Here is a 17,905-nt window from a genome sequence, read left to right as displayed (position 1 = left end):
GCTGCTTTCCTTAGCCCTCGCCTCCCGTCATGCGCAGCCCCGCAATGCCGAGAATCGCGAGGGCGAGAAAGCCCCCGCGCGACCACGTCAACGCTTCGCCGAAGACCATTACACCGATAACGACCAGACCGATCGTGCCGATGCCTGTCCAGATGGCATACGCCGTGCCGACCGGCAGCGTCTTCAACGCCAGCGCCAGCAGATAGATGCTGGCCAGCGCCGCGACCAATGCGATGACGCTGGGCGTGACGCGCGTCCAGCCGCTATTGAGCTTGAGGGCGATCCCCATCCCGATTTCGAGCGCGGCAGCCAGCAGCAGATATCCCCACGCCATCGCGTTATTCCTCCTGCGTTACAGCCACGCCGCGATTCGCGACGATGGCCGTCTGTACGGCTGGCCGTTCGGCAATGGTCGCGAGCCAGCGCTGCACATGCGGAAACGCAACGATATCGAGGTGCAACTCTTCGTAGGTGCGCAGCCACGCGAACGCGGCAATGTCGGCGATTGAATAGTCGTTGGTCGCGAGATAGGCGGACTGTGCAAGCCGCGCTTCGACCACGCCAAGCAGACGCAGCGACTCCTTGCGATAGCGCTCGATGGCTTCGCGATTGTCTGTTTTCGCACCGTGTAAAAACCACCACAACTGCCCGAGCATCGGGCCGATGCCACCGATCTGGAAATGGAGCCACTTCTGCACGGCGAGGTGCCCGGCCTCAGTGGCAGGCTGCAAAATCCCCGTTTTGTCCGCGAGATAGGTGAGGATCGCTCCCGACTCGAATACCGTCCGATCGCGCTCGTGATCGACGATGACCGGAATCTTGCCGTTCGGATTCAGCCGCAAGAACTCGGGTCGCTTCTGCTCGCCTGACGACAGATCGACGTCGATCTGACGATAGTCAAGCCGGGCTTCATGCAGATACAGGCTGACCTTCAGCCCATTGGGGGTATTTGCTGTGTACAGCGTCAGGGGGAGTGCCATGACGTTCCTCTCGTGGGCGGTCGCCGAATGACTTCAGGAATGACTTCGTGCAATGGATTGCAATTGCAATCGTTGCAGTTGCAATCCTATGCGGTTTCGTTTTGAACCGCAAGCGAGTCATCGGCGCGCACGCCCATCGGGCGACCGAGGAGGTCGCGAGGAACGTCCAGAGATGGCAGCTGAGGCTTGTGGGCCTTAGCGTTTGCTCTCGGAGAGGAGTTCGAAAGCTGCGGCGCTGGCGCGGTCGAGCGCTTCGGCCGTCGGGCGCACGTCTTTCTCGCGGAATTGGCTCAGGAACAGCTCCGCGACCGTGGACTGGTAGACCTTCCACATCTTTTTGCGCAGGGTGCGGCCTTTGTCGGTGATGGTCGCGTAGGCGGCACGGCCGTCTTCCGGCGAGCGCATCCGTGTCACCAGCCCCTCCTGCTCCAGCCGGTCGATCAGCCGCGTGAGGTTGTAGCGCTCGATCGCGAGCACGTCGGCCAGTTCATGCATGCGGCGTGTGCCGTCCGGGCCGCTTTCCAGTCCCCAGAGCGTGTCATACCACGCATACGCCGGCAGGCCGGCGTCGGCCAGACGGCGCTCGATTTCGCGAATCATCGTGCGGTGCGCGCGCACGAAGGAAAACCACAGATCGGGGTCGGTTGAACTCATGAGGGCCCTCGTCAAATTCGAATGTGAGTTGCAGTTGCAATTGTACATGGCTAGAATGGCCGGCAAGACGATTGCAATTGCAACTCACAAGGAGGCATGTCATGACTCAACCGCTGCTGGCGGCGCACGCCGCAAATTCCTCGCCCACGGATGTCGACGCGCAGGAGACGCGCGAGTGGCTCGACGCACTCGACGGCGTGACGCAATACGAGGGCCGCGCCCGTGCGCACTACCTGATGGATCGCCTCGCCGATTGGGATTTCGAGCGTCATGGCGATTACCACGGACGCGTCACGACGGCGTACGTCAACACGATTCCCCGGTCGCGCCAGCCGGACTATCCGGGCGATCTCGCTATCGAGCGACGCCTGAACGCCTTCATTCGCTGGAACGCGATGGTGATGGTGTTGCGCGCGGGCAAGCACTCGAACGTCGGCGGGCATATTGCGACGTATCAGTCGGCGGCGGTGCTGTATGACGTGGGCTTCAACCACTTCTTCCGTGGCCGCACCGACACGTTCGACGGCGACATGATCTACATTCAGGGGCACTCCGCGCCGGGCATCTACGGCCGCGCGTATCTGGAGGGCCGCATTACCGAGGCGCAGCTCGATGATTTCCGGCGTGAGGCGGGGCGCGACGGTATTTCGTCGTATCCGCACCCTCGCCTGATGCCCGACTTCTGGCAGTTCCCGACGGTGTCGATGGGGCTCGGGCCGCTCACCGCCGCGTATCAGGCGCGCTTCATGCGCTATCTCGAATACCGCAGTCTCAAGCCGCATCAGGGCCGCAAGGTCTGGGCGTTTCTTGGCGATGGCGAAATGGATCAGCCAGAGTCACTGGCGGCGATTTCGCTAGGCGGGCGAGAACGGCTCGACAACCTGATCTTTGTCGTGAACTGCAATCTGCAACGGCTGGATGGACCGGTGCGAGGCAACAGCAAGGTCATTCAGGAACTGGAAGGCACCTTCCGCGCGGCGGGATGGAATGTCATCAAGGTGGTCTGGGGCAGCGGCTGGGATGCCCTGCTCGAAAACGACACGCACGGTCTGCTGCGCGAGCGAATGATGGCCTGCGTCGATGGCGACTATCAGACGTTCAAGTCGCAAAACGGTGCCTACGTGCGTGAGCACTTCTTCGGCAAATCGCCCGAGTTGCTGGCGATGGTCGCGCACCTGAGCGACGACGAGATCTGGCAACTGGCCCGTGGCGGTCACGACGCGTTGAAAGTCCACGCGGCCTACGCGCAAGCGATGCGCACCGAAGGGCGTCCGACGGTGATTCTCGCGAAGACGGTCAAGGGCTTCGGCATGGGCGAGGCGGGGGAAGGACAGAACGTCAATCATCAACTGAAGAAGATGAGCGCCGATGCCGTGCGCGCGTTTCGCGATCGCTTCGACTTGCCGGTGCCGGACGATCAACTCGACGCGATGCCGTATCTCAAGCCGTCGCCGGACAGCCCTGAAGGCCGCTACTTTGCGGCGCGGCTCGCGGCACAGGGCGGAAACCTGCCGGCGCGGTTCGGCCTTCGCGCACCGCTTGCGATCCCGCCGTTGAGTGCCTTCAGCGGGCAGTTGAAAGACTCCGGTGAGCGCGAGTTGTCGACGACGATGGCGTTCGTACGCATGCTGACCACGCTGCTAAAAGACCCGGAGATCGGCAAGCGCGTCATTCCCATCGTGCCGGACGAGTCACGCACTTTCGGCATGGAGGGTCTGTTCCGCCAGATCGGTATTCACTCGTATCTCGGCCAGCTTTACACGCCGCAGGATGCCGGGCAGTTGAGCTACTACAAGGAAGCACGCGACGGTCAGATCTTGCAGGAAGGCATCAACGAATCGGGGGCCATTGCCTCGTGGATTGCGGCGGGCACGTCGTACAGCACGCACGACTTTGCAACGATTCCGTTCTACATCTTCTATTCGATGTTCGGGCTGCAACGAGTCGGCGATCTGGCGTGGGCGGCCGGCGATGCGCGCACGCGTGGCTTCCTGCTGGGCGCAACCTCCGGGCGCACGACGCTCATGGGCGAAGGGTTGCAACACGACGACGGACATAGTCACGTGCTGTCGTCCGTGATTCCGAACTGCGTGTCGTACGACCCGACGTTCCAGTTCGAGCTGGCCGTGATTCTGCAAGACGGCATGCGCCGGATGTATGCGAACGACGAAGACGTCTATTACTACGTCACGTTGCTCAACGAGAACTACCAACACCCGGCCATGCCGGAAGGCGCCGAAGCCGGCATTCTCAAGGGGCTGTATCTGTTGCAGGAAGGCGCTGCGCCCGCGCCCGATGCGCCTCGCGTGCAGTTGATGGGCAGTGGCGCGATTCTGCGAGAAGTCATTGCGGCGGGGGAACTGCTGGCGAAGGATTTCGGCGTGGCGAGCGATGTGTGGAGTGCCACGAGCCTGACCGAAGTGCGACGCGAAGGGCTGGCGGTAGAACGCTGGAATCTGCTGCACCCATCGCAAATGCCGCGTGTGCCGTACGTGCAGCAGTGTCTCGCGAAGCGGGATGGGCCGCTGGTGGTCGCCACCGATTACATGAAGATCATTGGCGATCAGATTCGCCCGTTCGTCTCGGATCGACGGTTCGTGACATTGGGCACGGACGGTTTCGGCCGCTCCGATACGCGTGAATCACTGCGTACGTTCTTCGAAGTGGATCGGCATTTCATCGTGCTTGCGGCACTCACCGCGCTGGCCGACGAAGGCAAGCTGCCGCGCGAGCGTGCCGCCGAGGCCATCGTCAAATACGGTATCGATCCGGAGAAGCTGGACCCGGCGTCGGTGTGACGTGTGGCGCGCCGTCAACGATCACTTTGGCGTTGGCGGTGCCTCACCCGTCGAAGTGACAGCCGTGATGTAGCGCGCAATCGTGCTCACGACGCCCGGGGCCAGTGGCAGCGAAGCGTTGCCATACGTCGCGATGTTGGCCGCACGCTCACCGGTGGTCACGGTTTTCAGGACGTGATTGGTGTCGGGCAGCAGGGCGAGCGTTGCAGCAGGCTGCGCCTGTTTGAGTCGCTGCGCATCGACCACGCCGACTTGCAGGTCGCGCTCGCCTTGCACGATGAGTGTGGGCACGCGCACGTCGGCAATCAGTTTGGCGGGGTCTTGCGAGAAGAGGCTGATGAGAAAGCCCTGCACGGCCGGCGCGAAGAGCGGCGCCAGCGGCGTGGGCAGTGTCTTGACGTCCACTCGCTCGCCCTTCGTGAGCGCGAGAATGGCCGCGTCACCAGCGTCGGCGATGTGAGCGTTGGCGGGATTGGCATGCAACTGTTCGCTCAGCACATCGCCTAGCGGCCGGCCGCCAGTGGATACGAGAATTAGTCCGCAAACACCTTCCGGATGACGGGCCGCCGTTGCCAGCGCCATCAGCCCACCCTCGCTGTGACCGAGCAACCAGACGCAACGCGCACTCGTTTGCTGGCGGATGGTGTTGACCCACGAGAGGGTGTCTTGCACGTAATCGTCGACGGTCACGGCGTTCGGGTTCGCCACGGCTTTTGCGCTGCCGAATAATCCCCGCTTGTCGATGCGAACGGTGGCGATGCGATTCGCGGCCAGCCCTTCGGCGAGCAGCTTGTACGGCTCAGCTCGCACACCCAACGGATTGTTGCCGTCGCGATCCGTCGGCCCCGAGCCCGGAATGATCAGCATAGTAGCGATCGGCTGCGCGGGAGATTCGAGCGTGCCTGCGAGCGGACCTTGCGGCCCGGGTGCTTGAATCTCAGTGGTGGCAGCGTGTGTCATGGCGGTGACGGTGGTGATCGAAAGTGCTAACCCGAGAGACCGTGCGGACTTGAGCATGACGAAACCGTTAGCGTGAGTTGCCGTCGAGTGTCGACAGAATTTGATGTGCCGCGCGTACGCGCTCCGCGATCGGGAACGCCTTGTTCGCGAGGATCACGATGCCCATCTGCTTCGCAGGCACGAACGCGACATATGCGCCGAACCCATTGGTTGATCCAGTCTTGTTGACCCAGACGGCCGGTGTCGGTGCGATCGACGGCGAGAGTTCACGTGCCGATGTGGTCTCGTAGGCCATCTTCGGACCGTTGCCCGCGAGCAACGAATCCAGCGTGACCGGATACGGGTACTGCTCCCAGATCAGGTCCTGCGTCATCGGACTGTCGAAGTAGTAGCCGATGCGCGTGTCGTGAATCGCTTGCTGCAACTTCGCATCGCCGACCGGCTTGCCGAGTTGCACGCTCACGAAGCGCAGCAGGTCGCCCGCCGTGGTTCGCACGCCGTAGGCTTCCGATTCGAGAATGTCAGGTCGGATTCGAACCGGCTTGTCGGTCTTCGAATAGCCCCAGGCGTAGTTCGCCATCTGATCGGCAGGCACGTGCAGATAGGTATGCGACAAGCCGAGCGGCGTGAACACGTGCTGGGTCATGAGCGTCGTGAAATCGCTGCCCATCGCGCGGGACGTAATCCATCCCAGCGTGCCGATGCTCACGTTGGAATAGGTGCGCACGGTGCCCGGCGGCTTCGCAGGGTTCCAAGTCTTCAGATAAGCGAGCAGTTGATCGTCGTCGCGAATGCCGTCCGGCACTTGCAGCGGCAGGCTGCCGGCCGTGTGGGTGCCCAGATTGAGCAGCGTGAGCTCACCGAAGGGGGTGCCGGCCAGCGACGGCAGGAACCGGCTGGTCTTGTCGGTGAGCGAGAGTGCGCCGGTGGTTTGCGCGTAGGCGGTGAGCGTCGCGGTGAAGGTCTTGCTGACGGAGCCGATTTCAAACAGCGTATCGGCCGTCACGGGCTTGTTTGCTGCCTTGTCGGCGACGCCGTAGTTGAATACGTACGATTTGCCGTCAACGATCACGCCGACGGCCATGCCCGGGACGGCGTTGACTTTCATGACCGATGCGACGGTCTGGTCGACGAGTTTCTTGATGGCGGCACTTTGCGGATCGCCGCCGGGTTGCGCGGCGTAGCTGCCCGCGCTCATGGCCATCCAGCCAATGGCGGCAAGTGTGGCAAGCGCCGCAATCGGCGTAATGAAGGTGAAATGGCGTTTTTTCATCGGTAGGGTATCTCCCTGAAGGCTTGTGCGGTGGGCAATCGACGAAATACGCGACGCCCGTTTGGACTGCGCTAAGCCTAATCCGAAAGTTGTCGCCGGTCGTTCCCTGTCCTGGTAACAGACGTAACCGTTGCAACGCTCGTTTGACGAAAAAAAACCGCCCTCTACGGGGCGGCAACACGCTGAATCGATACAGGGGGGGATTGCATTCAGCGCGGGGGTATCGACGATCCGCCATCAGCCCTGCGCTATCAGCCAGCGGCCAGCGGCGAATCGATTCGTAAATCAGGCGTCCTGAAGCGCGGGCTCTTCGCGGCGGATCGACTCGGCGGAGATCATGGCGTCGGCGTTGAGCGGCGGAATGTCACCGAAGAGCGGACGGTAGACGAAATCGCCCACGTCGATCGGCGCGCCCGTGAGCGCACAAACACCGGGGTGATGGGCCTTGCGCACGCGCCAGATCTGCGCGCCGTAGTTGCCGCCCATCGCGTCGTTCCACGAGACGGTGATGGTCAGTTCGCTCGCGATTTCGAGCACGCGCACGATCGGTGCGCGCCGTGTGTACGGAATCACTGGCCGGCACTCGACCGGCTCCGCGTCGAGCATGGCCACGGTGTGTTGCCAAACGCCCTTCTTGCGCAATGACGCGCCCGAGGCACTCGATACGCCGGATGCGCGGCCGCGGCCGCCCCGGTTGCTGCAATTGGTTCTGTTTTCGCTTCGCATAGTCAGGCCAGCCGGATGCGCGGCCCGAGAAGGCCGCCGAGTTTTTCGGCACCCAACAGCGCCGTCGCGCGGGCAACCCCGTGCAGCGCATGTTGATGACGCCGGTACAACATCGCGTGGCTCCACTGCGCAAAGCGTCCGCGCACGATGCCACCTTTGAAAAAACCAAATCGCCCAAGCGCCCCGAACGCGTTGTAGTCCGAGAGCGAGACGAGGGCCCCGTGATCGCGATAACCGAACGGCGGAATCGCATGACCTTCCAGCCACGCACCCAGATGCCGGCTCAGATGCGCGGCCTGTTGTGTGGCCACTTGCGCGGTCGGCGGCAAGGCACGTTCGCCGTCCGCGGGCACGAGTGATGCGCAGTCGCCGACGGCGAAAATGCGCTCGTCCTGTGCGGTTTGCATCGTCGCGCGCACCAGAATCTGGTTCGCGTGATTCGTGTCGAGTCCGCCGATGCCCTGCAAGAAGTCGGGTGCCTTGACGCCAGCGGCCCACACGAGCAGATCGCCCGGGATCAACTGGCCGTCGTCACGATAAAAGCCGTCGCGGTCGGCGCATACGATGCGCGTATCGGTCAGCACGCGAAAGCCAAGGCGCTCAAGCTGCGCTTGGGTGGCCGACGAAATCTCTGGCGCAAAGGCGCCCAGCACGCGCGGGCCGCCTTCTACGAGTGTGAGTTTCAAACGTTCGCGAATTTGCGGATCGCCGTAGGCCGTGGCCATTTCGAACATGCGGCTCAGTTCAGCCGCGAGTTCCACGCCCGTGGCGCCGCCGCCCGCGATCACGACACGCAACGCGTCGTCGTTCACGGTGCTGCGCAAGGCTTCGCAACGCAATGCGGTGTTGAAGGCTTCGGCCTGCGGCTGGCTGTCGATGAAATGACACACATCGCGCACGCCGGGGATGCCGAAATCGTTGGCCTGCGAGCCGAGAGCAAGCACCAGCGCGTCGTAGGGCACCCGGCGCTCGCCGAGCAGACGCGAGCCGTCCGGCGCGTCCATTTCTCCCAGTACGATCTCGCGGCTGCGGCGATCCAGCCCGCACATACGCCCGACCTGATACGTGAAGCCATGGCTGCACGCATGCGCCAGATAGGCGACCTGCGCCCGCGCCACATCGCGGGTGCCGGCTGCAATGGTGTGCAGCATCGGCTTCCAGAGATGCGTGGGGTGGCTGTCGATGAGCGTCACGCGCGCAGCGCCGGTACGACCCAGCGTGCGGCCCAGGCGGGTCGCCAGCATCAGGCCGGCAACGCCACCACCGACGATCACGATTCGGTTAGCGGGAGACATTTGGGGGGGAAATGTCCAATTCAACAAGTGATGAATAAGCGCATAATAGCGACCGTGCCCCCTATGTGTCAAATGGGGTGTGTCTGGGCAGGCAGGTGCGCGCGGGTCGGTTAGACTTGGTGCATTGCTGTCGCAAATTCGACCAACCCATCGCTCAATGACTCCGATTAAAGCTGTCTCGCAAGCCGACCTGCCGCGCAAACGTACGCGCGGCCGTCCCACCGATAACTGCACGCACGGTGCCGAAGCGTTGTTGCATAACGCCCGGCGGATCTTTGCGCAGCGGGGCTTCTATGCGAGCAGCGTGCGGCAGATTGCCGAGGCGTCGGGGGTGGATGCGGCGCTGATCGCGCATCATTTCGGCTCGAAAGAGGCACTTTGGGTGGCCGTGGTCGATCAGATCGCGACGCTCACGCGCTCGCTGATCGACGACACGCTGGCGTTGCGCCATGCCCCGATCGAGCCCGCCGAGCGTATCGAACAGGCGGTTCAGCTGTTTGTGGAAGCCGTGTTCGATAACCCGGACATCGGCATGTTCTTCTCGACGGCGGCCACGGAAGAAGGCGAACGCCTCGATATCCTCACGCAGCGCCTCGTGCGCCCGTATCGCGACGCGATGGTGCCGCTGGTAGCTGATTGGCTCGTCGCGCAAGACCGCCGCGTGGAAGACGCCGATGTGATGTTCTTCATGCTGACCTCGGCGATCAGCAAGACCGTGTCGTATCGCCACATGATGGGACCGTTCCTGCCGCCCGAAGGCATGGCCGATCTCAAGCGCACCGTGCTCGATTGCGCGATGGCGCTGATTCGTCAGTAATTCGCTAGTCATCCGGCCGTCATTCGGCGGTCATCTACGCGTCATCGGGCGGTAGCGACGCGTGACAGTCGTATAAGATATCGGGGCCAGGGCCGACGTCCGGCCCTTTTTCTTTTACGGTGCCTCAATGTCGAACGAAATCAAACGTCTGCAAACCAACGCCCGCATGAGCCAGGTGGTGATCGCCAATAACGTGGTGTATCTGGCGGGCCAAGTGCCGGATACGGCGAACGTTTCGGTGACGCAGCAAACGACGGAAATTCTCACGCGCATCGACAAGCTGCTGGCCTCGGCCGGTGTCGACAAGACCCGCCTGCTCACCGCCAACATCTGGCTGTCGGACGCCAAGCATTTCGCCGAATTCAATGCCGTGTGGGACGCCTGGGTGCCTGAAGGCCACGCCCCGACGCGCGCTTGCGTGCAGTCGCCGCTGATGCGCGCCGGTCTCGAAGTCGAAATCGCCGTCACCGCGCTGGCGTAAGTTTTTCTCCCGTGGCTCACTTCGGTGGGCCACGTTGCTGGTCCCCCTCCCTTCCTTTTTTCGCCCCCTTCCCTATGACGTTCGACGCGCTTGTCCTCGGTGCAGGAATGGTCGGTGTGTCGGTCGCCGTGCACTTGCAGCGACGCGGGTTGTCGGTGGCCTTGATCGATCGCAAACCGCCCGGCAACGAGACGTCGTTCGGCAACGCCGGGCTGATTCAGCGCGAAGGCGTCTATCCGTACGCGTTTCCGCGCGACATCGGCACGTTGTTGCGCTACGCGCGCAATCGTTCGACCGACGTGCGTTATCACCCGTCGGCCATGCCCGCCATGGCGCCCTTCCTCGCGCGTTACTGGCACAACTCGGCACCGGCACGGCATGCGCAGATTGCGCGGCACTACAGCCAGTTGATTGCCCATTGCCTTACGGAACACCGTGATCTCATCACGGCGTCCGGCGCGGAGGCGTTGCTGCGCGAAGGCGGCTGGGTGAAGGTGTTTCGCACGGTCGCGGCGATGGACGCTGCCCGGCGCGATGCGGCGCAATGGGAACAGGAATACGGCGTGCCGCACGAAGTCCTCGGTGTGGAGCGATTGCGCGCGGAGGAGCCTTCGCTCACGCACGCGCTCATCGGCGGACTGCGTTACACGGCCTCGAATTCGGTGCGTGATCCGGGCGGTCTGGTGGCGGCATACGCGCGCTACTTCGAATCGCTCGGTGGCCGGGTGCTGACGGGCGATGCGGCGACACTCAAGCCGCAGTGGACGGTGCAGACGTCTGAGGGTGTGGTGGAAGGCCGCCGCGCGGTGATCGCACTCGGACCGTGGTCCGATACCCTGAGCGCGTCGCTCGGTTATCGGCTGCCGCTGGCGGTCAAGCGCGGCTATCACATGCACTATCGCGCGCAAGATGGCGCGCAACTGAATCAACCGGTGCTGGATGCCGAGTACGGCTTCCTGATCGCGCCGATGACGCGTGGCATTCGCCTGACGACGGGCGTCGAACTCGGTCTTCGAGACACCCCGCCGACACCGGTGCAACTCGCGGCCGTCGAGCCGTTGGCGCGCGAGACGTTCCCTCTGGCGGAGCGCGTCGACGAGGCACCATGGATGGGCCGTCGCCCGTGTACGCCGGACATGATGCCGATCATCGGCCCTGCGCCCGCACATCGGGACCTGTGGTTTGCATTCGGCCACGCGCACCACGGCTTCACACTCGGGCCGGTCACCGGCCGTCTCGTGGCCGAAATGATGACGGGCGAGACCCCGTTGCTGGATCCGCGCCCATTCGGTGTGCAGCGGTTCCTGTCGTCCACGCCGCACTAACGCACACCAGAAAATTGATCAGGCTTGATGGAAGATTTCGTTGATACCTCGCGCGCACCGCGCTTCGTGCCGAATGGCCCGGCACCGACAGCCGAGCAGGTGGCGATTCAGTTAGCCAAGGAACGCGTTTGCCTTGTGCAGGCCAACGCTGGCGCGGGGAAAACGTCGGTGCTGGTGGCGCGCATTGGTGAGGCGGTCGCGCGGGGCACGTCCCCGGGAAACATTCTCGCGCTCACATTTACCGACACGGCCGCGTCGGTGTTGAATCGCCGGCTGGCGCAGGCGGGTATCCACGTGCGTGCGGCCGAGCAAGTGCACGTGTTCACGTTCGACAAATTCAGCCGGCACGTGCTCTCCCGCCTGCCGGGCGATGACTCGCGCGCCACGCAGTTCGAACTCGATCGGGATCTGGCGCCGTGGATCGAAGAGGCCATGGACAACGTGCCTGACGAGACCGTCGAGGCATTTCCGGAAGGAACCTTCGAGCCCAATCACGTCAACGTGGCACTCGCTATCGACGCCATGCGCCGTCTGAAAGCGTCCGGTGCCTTGTTCGACGATATCTACGACGAGAATCTGGACGGCATGCTCGAGACGCTGGGGGTGACCCGGGCGCAGTTCATCATCACGATCGAATACGAACGGATTCGACGGGGACGCGACGACGAGCCGCGTTTTCGCGACCCGTACGACGCGACCTACGATCTGGCGAAAGCGATCGGCATGGATGCCATCGCCGATGCGTATCTGGGGCCGTACAGTCTGGTCGTCTGCGACGAGCAGCACGACTTCAACGAGGCGGCTTACCGGGTGTTGTGCCGCGTGTTGCTCGCCAACCAGTGCCGTTTTCTCGGCGTCGGCGACAAGGATCAGGTGATTCACGCGACGTTGGGTGCGAGCGACACCTACATGGGCGACCGATTCCGCAACGACTTCACGTCGACCGAACTCTATCCGCTGAGTCAGACGTTCCGTCATGGACCGCACATTGCCTACCCGGTCGCTGCGTTCAAGCAAAAGACGATCGAGTCGTACGTCCGCACGCACACGCCGATCCAACTGGTGGAAGGCGACGGCAGTCCGCTTGGCGTTGCCAACGCGGTGGCGGACGAAGTGGCCGAGTGGGCTGCACAGGCGGGAAGTGCCGACGCGTGCGCGATTCTGCTGCGCGACTGGCATCAATCGGCGTTGATCGAAGAAGTGCTGTGGCGGCGCAATATCCGCTATCGGGCGCCCGCCGCGCGCAACTTCCATCATCGCGAAGAGATCCGTTTCGTTCGCGGCGTGTTTGCTTACGCGCTTGGCGCCTTTGGCAGACTGGAATCGTCCGATCGCGTGGCAATTGCCGCGACATTGGCGCTGTTCGGGAATGTGCAAATCGAGCCCGGACGCGTTCGTGAGATGCAAGCGCTGCTGGCGCAGAACCCGGAGTTGTTCGAGGAGTTCCTGAAGACGTGGCTAGTGGGCGATGTACCGGAGCGTCCTGTGACCAAGGTCGGCGCACTGGTGCTGGAAATTCGTGGACTCGTGAAAGGATTGAGCGCCGTCGATGGGTTCAAGCTGATTCGCACAAGGATCGATTTCGGGGCCATTGCGCGGCGCGTTTACGCGAAACCGTATGACGCGGAAATGGTGTCCCGGTCGCTCGATGCGTTTGAAAGTGCCATGGCGGGAAAGCCGGATACGCTCGCGGGGTTCTTCGATACGTGGCTCACGACAGTCACCTCCGCGACGACCGGACGGCGAGTCGAGCGCGTGATCATCGATACGGTTTCCAACGTGAAGGGACGCGAGTTCGACCGGGTGATTCTGCCTTACATGGATCGCAACGAATTCCCGAACCCGCATCTCGCGCACGATCAGGAAGCCAATCTGTTCTACGTGGCCGCGACGCGCGCGCGCAACAAGCTGGTGCTGGTGACGTCATCTACCGATGCCGTGCTTCAGAGCCGGTTCATCGGTGATCTGGCGCTGGAGACATCGACGCTGCGCGCGGATATTGCGCTGGACCGGAATCGGCAACTCGCGTCCGCAGACAGCATTATCCGCATCTATCTGAAGCACTACGATCCGCGCGACCACGCGGAAATTCGAGGGCTCGGTGCGAGCTACGATCCCGCGCGGCGGCAGTGGTACATCACGTCGGATATGAGCACCGAGCGCTTCCTGCCGTGGCTTTGATTCGTTCCTAACAGCGTTCCCGCTACTGCGGCATTTCCTCCGGCGTGTCGGCACTCTTGGCGTGTGCCGCGTCGCCGCCGGCATCGGCATTCCCGTCGCCAATCACACTGATTTCGAATAGCCGTTTGCCCGCCAGCGAGCGCGCTTCGGGGTCTTCGGGATAAGTCTTCAACAGCGGCAGAATCACCGAACCGCCAATGACGTTACGCCGGCTGTTATCCGCTGGCGACAGTCCCCACACGTTCTGATACGTCATGGGCACGGTCTGCCCGTCGATCTGCGTGTTGCCGAGGTACAGCATGATGTGGCCGTCGATGTGGATCAACGTCATGAGCGGCCGGCCACGCTCGGCGAGCGTGCGCAAACGCGTATCGATGTCGGCTTGCCGAAGGTTCGTGCGTTGGCCCGCGCGTAACTGGTCGGAAGAATGTCGCGGCAGCCAGATGCCGAACGGCGCAAAGAGGCTGCGCGTCTCCGCCGAACAGTCGTTGTAGAACAGCGTATTTCCCCACCCGTACGGCCGCCCGATCATCTGCTTCATGACTTGCGCCATGTGACGCGGTGTCAGCGACCACGGCATCGGCACAACTGTCGACGTCGACGCATCGAGTTGCATCGTGCGGACCACGGCAGCTCGCTGGGTATCGGCCACGGGGAACATCACGATTTGCCGGCCGTCTTGTGCGCGTGCCATCGGCAGTACCGTCCCGATGGGCGCCGTCGTGCGATAGATCGTCTTGAGTGTGCCGGGTACGGTGTCGGCGAGCGTCGTATCGGCATGCACGATGGCACCGAGTCCGCGCTGTGCCGCCGCCCGCCACGTCGCGACAAACCGCTCGTCGACCGACGCCACCGTGCGGGCATCCACCCAGCCGATCAAATCCGGCGAGTACACCAGCAGCCATGCCCCGTCCGCACTGCGCGCGAGCGTGTACACGGGTGTGCCCGGACGCAGAGCGGAGTCTTGCAGCGCGTCGAACGGATAGCCTTCCCCTGCCTGACGGAAATCGTAGAACGCGGGGTCGGATGTCGGCAGTTGCCGCACTAGCGCGTTATCGACCGTGATGCCGCGGCGGCGCGGGTCGTAACGCCAGTTGGCATGGTCGGCATCGAGTTGCGCGAGCGCCATGTTCGACTCGATCGCGCGAATCCACGCCTGCGAGTGCGGTTGGAAGTTCTCGCCGTAGGTCTTGCGCACACCGGCGGCACTGTTGTCGAAGCGGCGAACGCGTCGCGCTTGGGAATCGGCAATCTGGCTGGCGCCCGCCGCGTTGAGCAGGGACGTCGACAGCCATGTGCCGTTCCACGGCGACGCATCGGCTGCGGCGGTGCCGAAGTAACGGGCACGGAACGCTTCGAACCGGCGCGTCTGTTCTGCTTGAGAAATGAGCGGCTGATCGTAGCCGGGCGCATCGGGACGGATCCAGTGATCGACGTCCTGATCGTAGTGTTCGATGGGGAAGCGGGCGACGTTGAAGCGGGGCTGCGCGGTCGCCGTCGTTGATGTGGACGAGGTTGCGGTCGCGGCGGTGATCTCACGCTTCGGCGATGGCCCCGCACAGGCCGTGAGCAGGGCAACGGCGCTCACGAGCGCAACGGAAACGCGAGTGATCGAAGCGAGCACGTTGGCGCGCGGCGCCGGCAGGTTTGCACCCATGGGAGACGATGGAAAGCCCGAATGACGCCATGCTACTCCATCGTTTTCATCGTTCCCCCTGTGGCCGCGGCGACGCGCTGTGGCGGGCGTCGCCGCGTGGATGCTTGAAGGGCTTACCCGTGGCTTGCTTGCCCGCGTGCTTACCAGCGCGCCGTCACGCTCCCGATCACCGTGCGGCCCGTGCCGTAGTAGCACTGCACGGTGGTGTTGCAGCCCGCCACGTAGGTGCGGTCGAACAGGTTGGTCGCGTTCAGTTGCAGGCGCCAGCGCCAGCCGATGTCAGCGTGCAGCGAAGCGTCGAAGAGCGTCACGCCCGGCACCGAAAACGAGTTGGCGGTATCGCCTGCGGTCTGGCCCAGATAGCGCACGCCAGCGCCTGCACCGAGCTTCACGTTGCCGATATTGCCGAAGTTGTAGTCGGCCCAGAACGACGCCATGTTGCGCGGCACCCCATACGGGCGCTTGCCCAGATCGGCGTTGTTGCTGCGGGTGACTTCCACGTCCTGATACGTGTAGCTGGCCACGACATTGAGCTTGTTCGTCAGGCTCACCTTGCCTTCGAGTTCCACGCCGCGCGAGCGCACTTCCCCGGTCTGGATCGTGTTGCGCGTATTGGCCGGGTCAGCCGTCGACACGTTCTGTTGCGTGAGATTGAACAGCGACGCGGTAAAGAGCGCGTTGGTGTTCGTCGGCTGGTACTTGATGCCGATCTCGTACTGCTGGCCGGTGGTCGGCTTGAGCGGGTCGCCCGCGAGGTTGGTCGACAGCGTGGGCAAGAACGACGTCGAGTAGCTGAAGTACGGCGAGACGCCGAAGCTCGACTCGTACAACAGACCGGCGCGCCACGTGAACTTGTTCGGCGTCTGCTTCACGGTGGTCTTGGCGATGTTGTTGTCGGTCGTCGACCACGTGAAGTCTTCGCGCCCGCCCAGCGTCAGATACCAGCGGTCCCAGCGCATCTGGTCCTGCAAATACAGGCCGAGCTGCGTTTGCGTCTGATCGGTGCTGGTCGTCGGGTTGGCCGGCAGCACGCCCTTCACGCCATACACCGGTGCGTAGAGGTCGAGCGATGGTGCCGACCCGGTCCACACGCGATTCAGAAAACGTTGCGACTGAAAGTCCGTGCCGGCGACCACCTTGTGCGCGACCGGGCCGGTCTTCGTGTCGTACTGCACGTTGTTGTCCATCTGCCAGCCGTTCAGGATCGGCTCGGCCTGATAGGCGGTGCGTTGCAACGTGCGTTGGTCCGCGAGCAGCGCGGTGCCGTAGATCGACTTGTAGTCGAGGTCCATGTGCGTGAAGCGCACGCTGGAGCGCAGTTGCAGCGCGTCGTTGATGCGGTGCTCGAAGCGGAACCCGGTCGCGACTTGTGTCTTGCGATAGCGGTCGAAAGCGGGGTCGCCGGTGAGCAGTTCACGGTCGATGCGTCCCCAGCGCGACGGCGTCACCATGCCGATGGCCGGGCCGTAACTGACCGACGAGCCCATGTTGTCCTGCAAGTAGTTGAAGAACCACGTGAGGCTCGTCTGCGCATTCGGGCGCCACGTGATCGACGGCTGAATCATGATGCGGTCGTCGGTCACGTTGTTGGTCTGCGTGTCGGCCAGACGGCCCAGACCCGTGATGCGATAGAGCAGCGTGCCATCGTCATTGACCGGGCCCGTCACGTCCACGCGCAACTGGCGGCGGTCGAACGTGCCGTAGTCGACGCCGATCTCACGATACGGCTCGGCGCTCGGCACCTTGCTCACCAGGTTGACCAGACCACCCAGATTGCCCGCGCCGTAGAGGATCGAGCTGGGACCGCGCAGCACTTCCACGCGCTCCAGCGTGTACGGGTCGACGCGAATGGCGGCGTAGCTGCCCGGGCGGTTGGCGATCTGCGGAATGCGCAGGCCGTCCCAATACGCATCGGCGTTGAAGCCACGGATGTAGAACCAGTCGGCGCGCGTGTCGCTGCCGTACGGGTCGGCGTTCACACCGGCGGAGTACTTGAGTGCGTCGCTGACTGTCTGCACGGCCTGATCGTTGAGTTGGTCGCGCGGAATCACGCTGATCGACTGCGACGTCTGCATGATCGACGTGTCCGTTTTCGTCGCGGTATCGCTGCGCTGTGCGACGTAACCCACCACCGGGCCACGGGCGACGTCGCGATCTGCGCGGGCGTTCACTTCGGTCGCGGGCAGCGCCACGGCCGCACCTGTTGCCGGCGCACCGGCGTTGGCGCCGGGCGCCACGATGTAGCCGCCGTTGGGCTGGCCGGTGGCTTGCAGGCCGGTGCCTTCAATCAGGATCGCCAGCGCGAGCGAGGGCGTGTAGTTGCCGGAGACGCCGGCCGTGCGTTTCTCGGCGATCTGGGCGGCGTCGTACGAGATCATCAGCCCGGTTTGCTGGGCGAAGGCGACGAGCCCCTGTTGCAGCGAGCCGGCGGGAATGTGCAGCGGCTGTGCGGGGCGGGTTGCCGTTGCCGCTGTGGTGCCTGCCGGCGACGTGGCGTCGGCGGCGTGGACCTGTGCGCTCACGGCAAAGACGGCGAAGGCGGCCAGTGAGACAGCGCGGCGGGCAGTGGCAACGCAGGCAACAGAAGCACGAGCGGCACGCGGCGGCGTGGGGCTGACGTGAGAAGACATGACGGCGGATTCCTTTCTATGGAGCATCGAACATCGAAATGGGCATTCCTTCCTATGCCCCGCGAGATTCGAAAACCCCTCATCCGACGGCAAAAAAGTTTTTAGCGGGCGGTGCCTGTCGCCCGGCG

At 63.5% G+C, this 17,905-nt stretch carries 14 protein-coding genes; 5 read left to right on the top strand and 9 right to left on the bottom strand.

What is annotated here, in order from left to right; genetic code table 11:
* Window positions 1-10 precede the first annotated feature (10 nt).
* The 3 genes from CDV44_RS22265 to CDV44_RS22255 all read right to left on the bottom strand — a co-directional run bounded on the left by CDV44_RS22265 (window position 11) and on the right by CDV44_RS22255 (window position 1,634).
* Window positions 11-334, bottom strand: a complete 324-nt coding sequence (locus CDV44_RS22265) for a multidrug efflux SMR transporter (protein ID WP_087690559.1) — start codon at window positions 332-334, stop codon at window positions 11-13.
* Between the two features lie 4 nt (window positions 335-338).
* Window positions 339-980 (bottom strand): glutathione S-transferase family protein, encoded by a 642-nt coding sequence (locus CDV44_RS22260; RefSeq protein WP_087690557.1) that lies wholly within the window; start codon window positions 978-980, stop codon window positions 339-341.
* Between the two features lie 195 nt (window positions 981-1,175).
* Window positions 1,176-1,634: a MarR family winged helix-turn-helix transcriptional regulator gene (locus CDV44_RS22255; RefSeq protein WP_087690555.1), complete on the bottom strand. Its 459-nt coding sequence runs from the start codon at window positions 1,632-1,634 to the stop codon at window positions 1,176-1,178.
* 101 nt (window positions 1,635-1,735) lie between these two features.
* Between CDV44_RS22255 and aceE the strand changes: the two genes are divergently transcribed.
* The gene (aceE, locus tag CDV44_RS22250; protein ID WP_087690553.1) at window positions 1,736-4,432 is read left to right on the top strand and encodes a pyruvate dehydrogenase (acetyl-transferring), homodimeric type; all 2,697 of its coding nucleotides are present in this window, start codon (window positions 1,736-1,738) and stop codon (window positions 4,430-4,432) included.
* A 21-nt stretch (window positions 4,433-4,453) separates the two neighbouring features.
* Here the strand turns inward: aceE and CDV44_RS22245 are convergent, their stop codons facing one another.
* The 4 genes from CDV44_RS22245 to CDV44_RS22230 all read right to left on the bottom strand — a co-directional run bounded on the left by CDV44_RS22245 (window position 4,454) and on the right by CDV44_RS22230 (window position 8,686).
* Window positions 4,454-5,449: an alpha/beta hydrolase gene (locus CDV44_RS22245; RefSeq protein ID WP_249277652.1), complete on the bottom strand. Its 996-nt coding sequence runs from the start codon at window positions 5,447-5,449 to the stop codon at window positions 4,454-4,456.
* 10 nt (window positions 5,450-5,459) lie between these two features.
* Window positions 5,460-6,665: a PNC family class C beta-lactamase gene (blaPNC, locus tag CDV44_RS22240; RefSeq protein ID WP_087690551.1), complete on the bottom strand. Its 1,206-nt coding sequence runs from the start codon at window positions 6,663-6,665 to the stop codon at window positions 5,460-5,462.
* A gap of 285 nt (window positions 6,666-6,950) precedes the next feature.
* The gene (locus tag CDV44_RS22235) at window positions 6,951-7,271 is read right to left on the bottom strand and encodes a DUF3331 domain-containing protein (protein WP_249277668.1); all 321 of its coding nucleotides are present in this window, start codon (window positions 7,269-7,271) and stop codon (window positions 6,951-6,953) included.
* A 122-nt stretch (window positions 7,272-7,393) separates the two neighbouring features.
* A complete protein-coding gene (locus CDV44_RS22230; protein WP_087690549.1) occupies window positions 7,394-8,686 on the bottom strand; it encodes an NAD(P)/FAD-dependent oxidoreductase in 1,293 nt (430 codons plus the stop codon).
* A gap of 157 nt (window positions 8,687-8,843) precedes the next feature.
* Here CDV44_RS22230 and CDV44_RS22225 point away from each other — a divergent pair, with 157 nt between their 5' ends.
* From CDV44_RS22225 to CDV44_RS22210, 4 genes are all read left to right on the top strand, one after another.
* A complete protein-coding gene (locus tag CDV44_RS22225; protein WP_058376694.1) occupies window positions 8,844-9,503 on the top strand; it encodes a TetR/AcrR family transcriptional regulator in 660 nt (219 codons plus the stop codon).
* Window positions 9,504-9,630: 127 nt separating this feature from the next.
* Window positions 9,631-9,984, top strand: a complete 354-nt coding sequence (locus tag CDV44_RS22220) for a RidA family protein (RefSeq protein ID WP_058376695.1) — start codon at window positions 9,631-9,633, stop codon at window positions 9,982-9,984.
* A gap of 74 nt (window positions 9,985-10,058) precedes the next feature.
* Window positions 10,059-11,309 (top strand): FAD-binding oxidoreductase, encoded by a 1,251-nt coding sequence (locus CDV44_RS22215; protein WP_087690547.1) that lies wholly within the window; start codon window positions 10,059-10,061, stop codon window positions 11,307-11,309.
* Between the two features lie 27 nt (window positions 11,310-11,336).
* Window positions 11,337-13,490, top strand: coding sequence for a UvrD-helicase domain-containing protein (locus tag CDV44_RS22210; protein ID WP_087690545.1), 2,154 nt, complete (start codon window positions 11,337-11,339; stop codon window positions 13,488-13,490).
* A 22-nt stretch (window positions 13,491-13,512) separates the two neighbouring features.
* On the opposite strand, the gene CDV44_RS22205 is transcribed toward CDV44_RS22210, so the two are convergent.
* Window positions 13,513-15,147, bottom strand: a complete 1,635-nt coding sequence (locus tag CDV44_RS22205; protein ID WP_087690543.1) for an SH3 domain-containing C40 family peptidase — start codon at window positions 15,145-15,147, stop codon at window positions 13,513-13,515.
* A gap of 140 nt (window positions 15,148-15,287) precedes the next feature.
* A complete protein-coding gene (locus tag CDV44_RS22200) occupies window positions 15,288-17,777 on the bottom strand; it encodes a TonB-dependent siderophore receptor (RefSeq protein ID WP_141118786.1) in 2,490 nt (829 codons plus the stop codon).
* Between the last annotated feature and the right edge of the window lie 128 nt (window positions 17,778-17,905).

The organism is Pandoraea sp. PE-S2R-1 (assembly GCF_002179865.1).
Lineage (GTDB): Bacteria > Pseudomonadota > Gammaproteobacteria > Burkholderiales > Burkholderiaceae > Pandoraea.
This window is presented reverse-complemented; position numbering and strand designations above follow the sequence as displayed.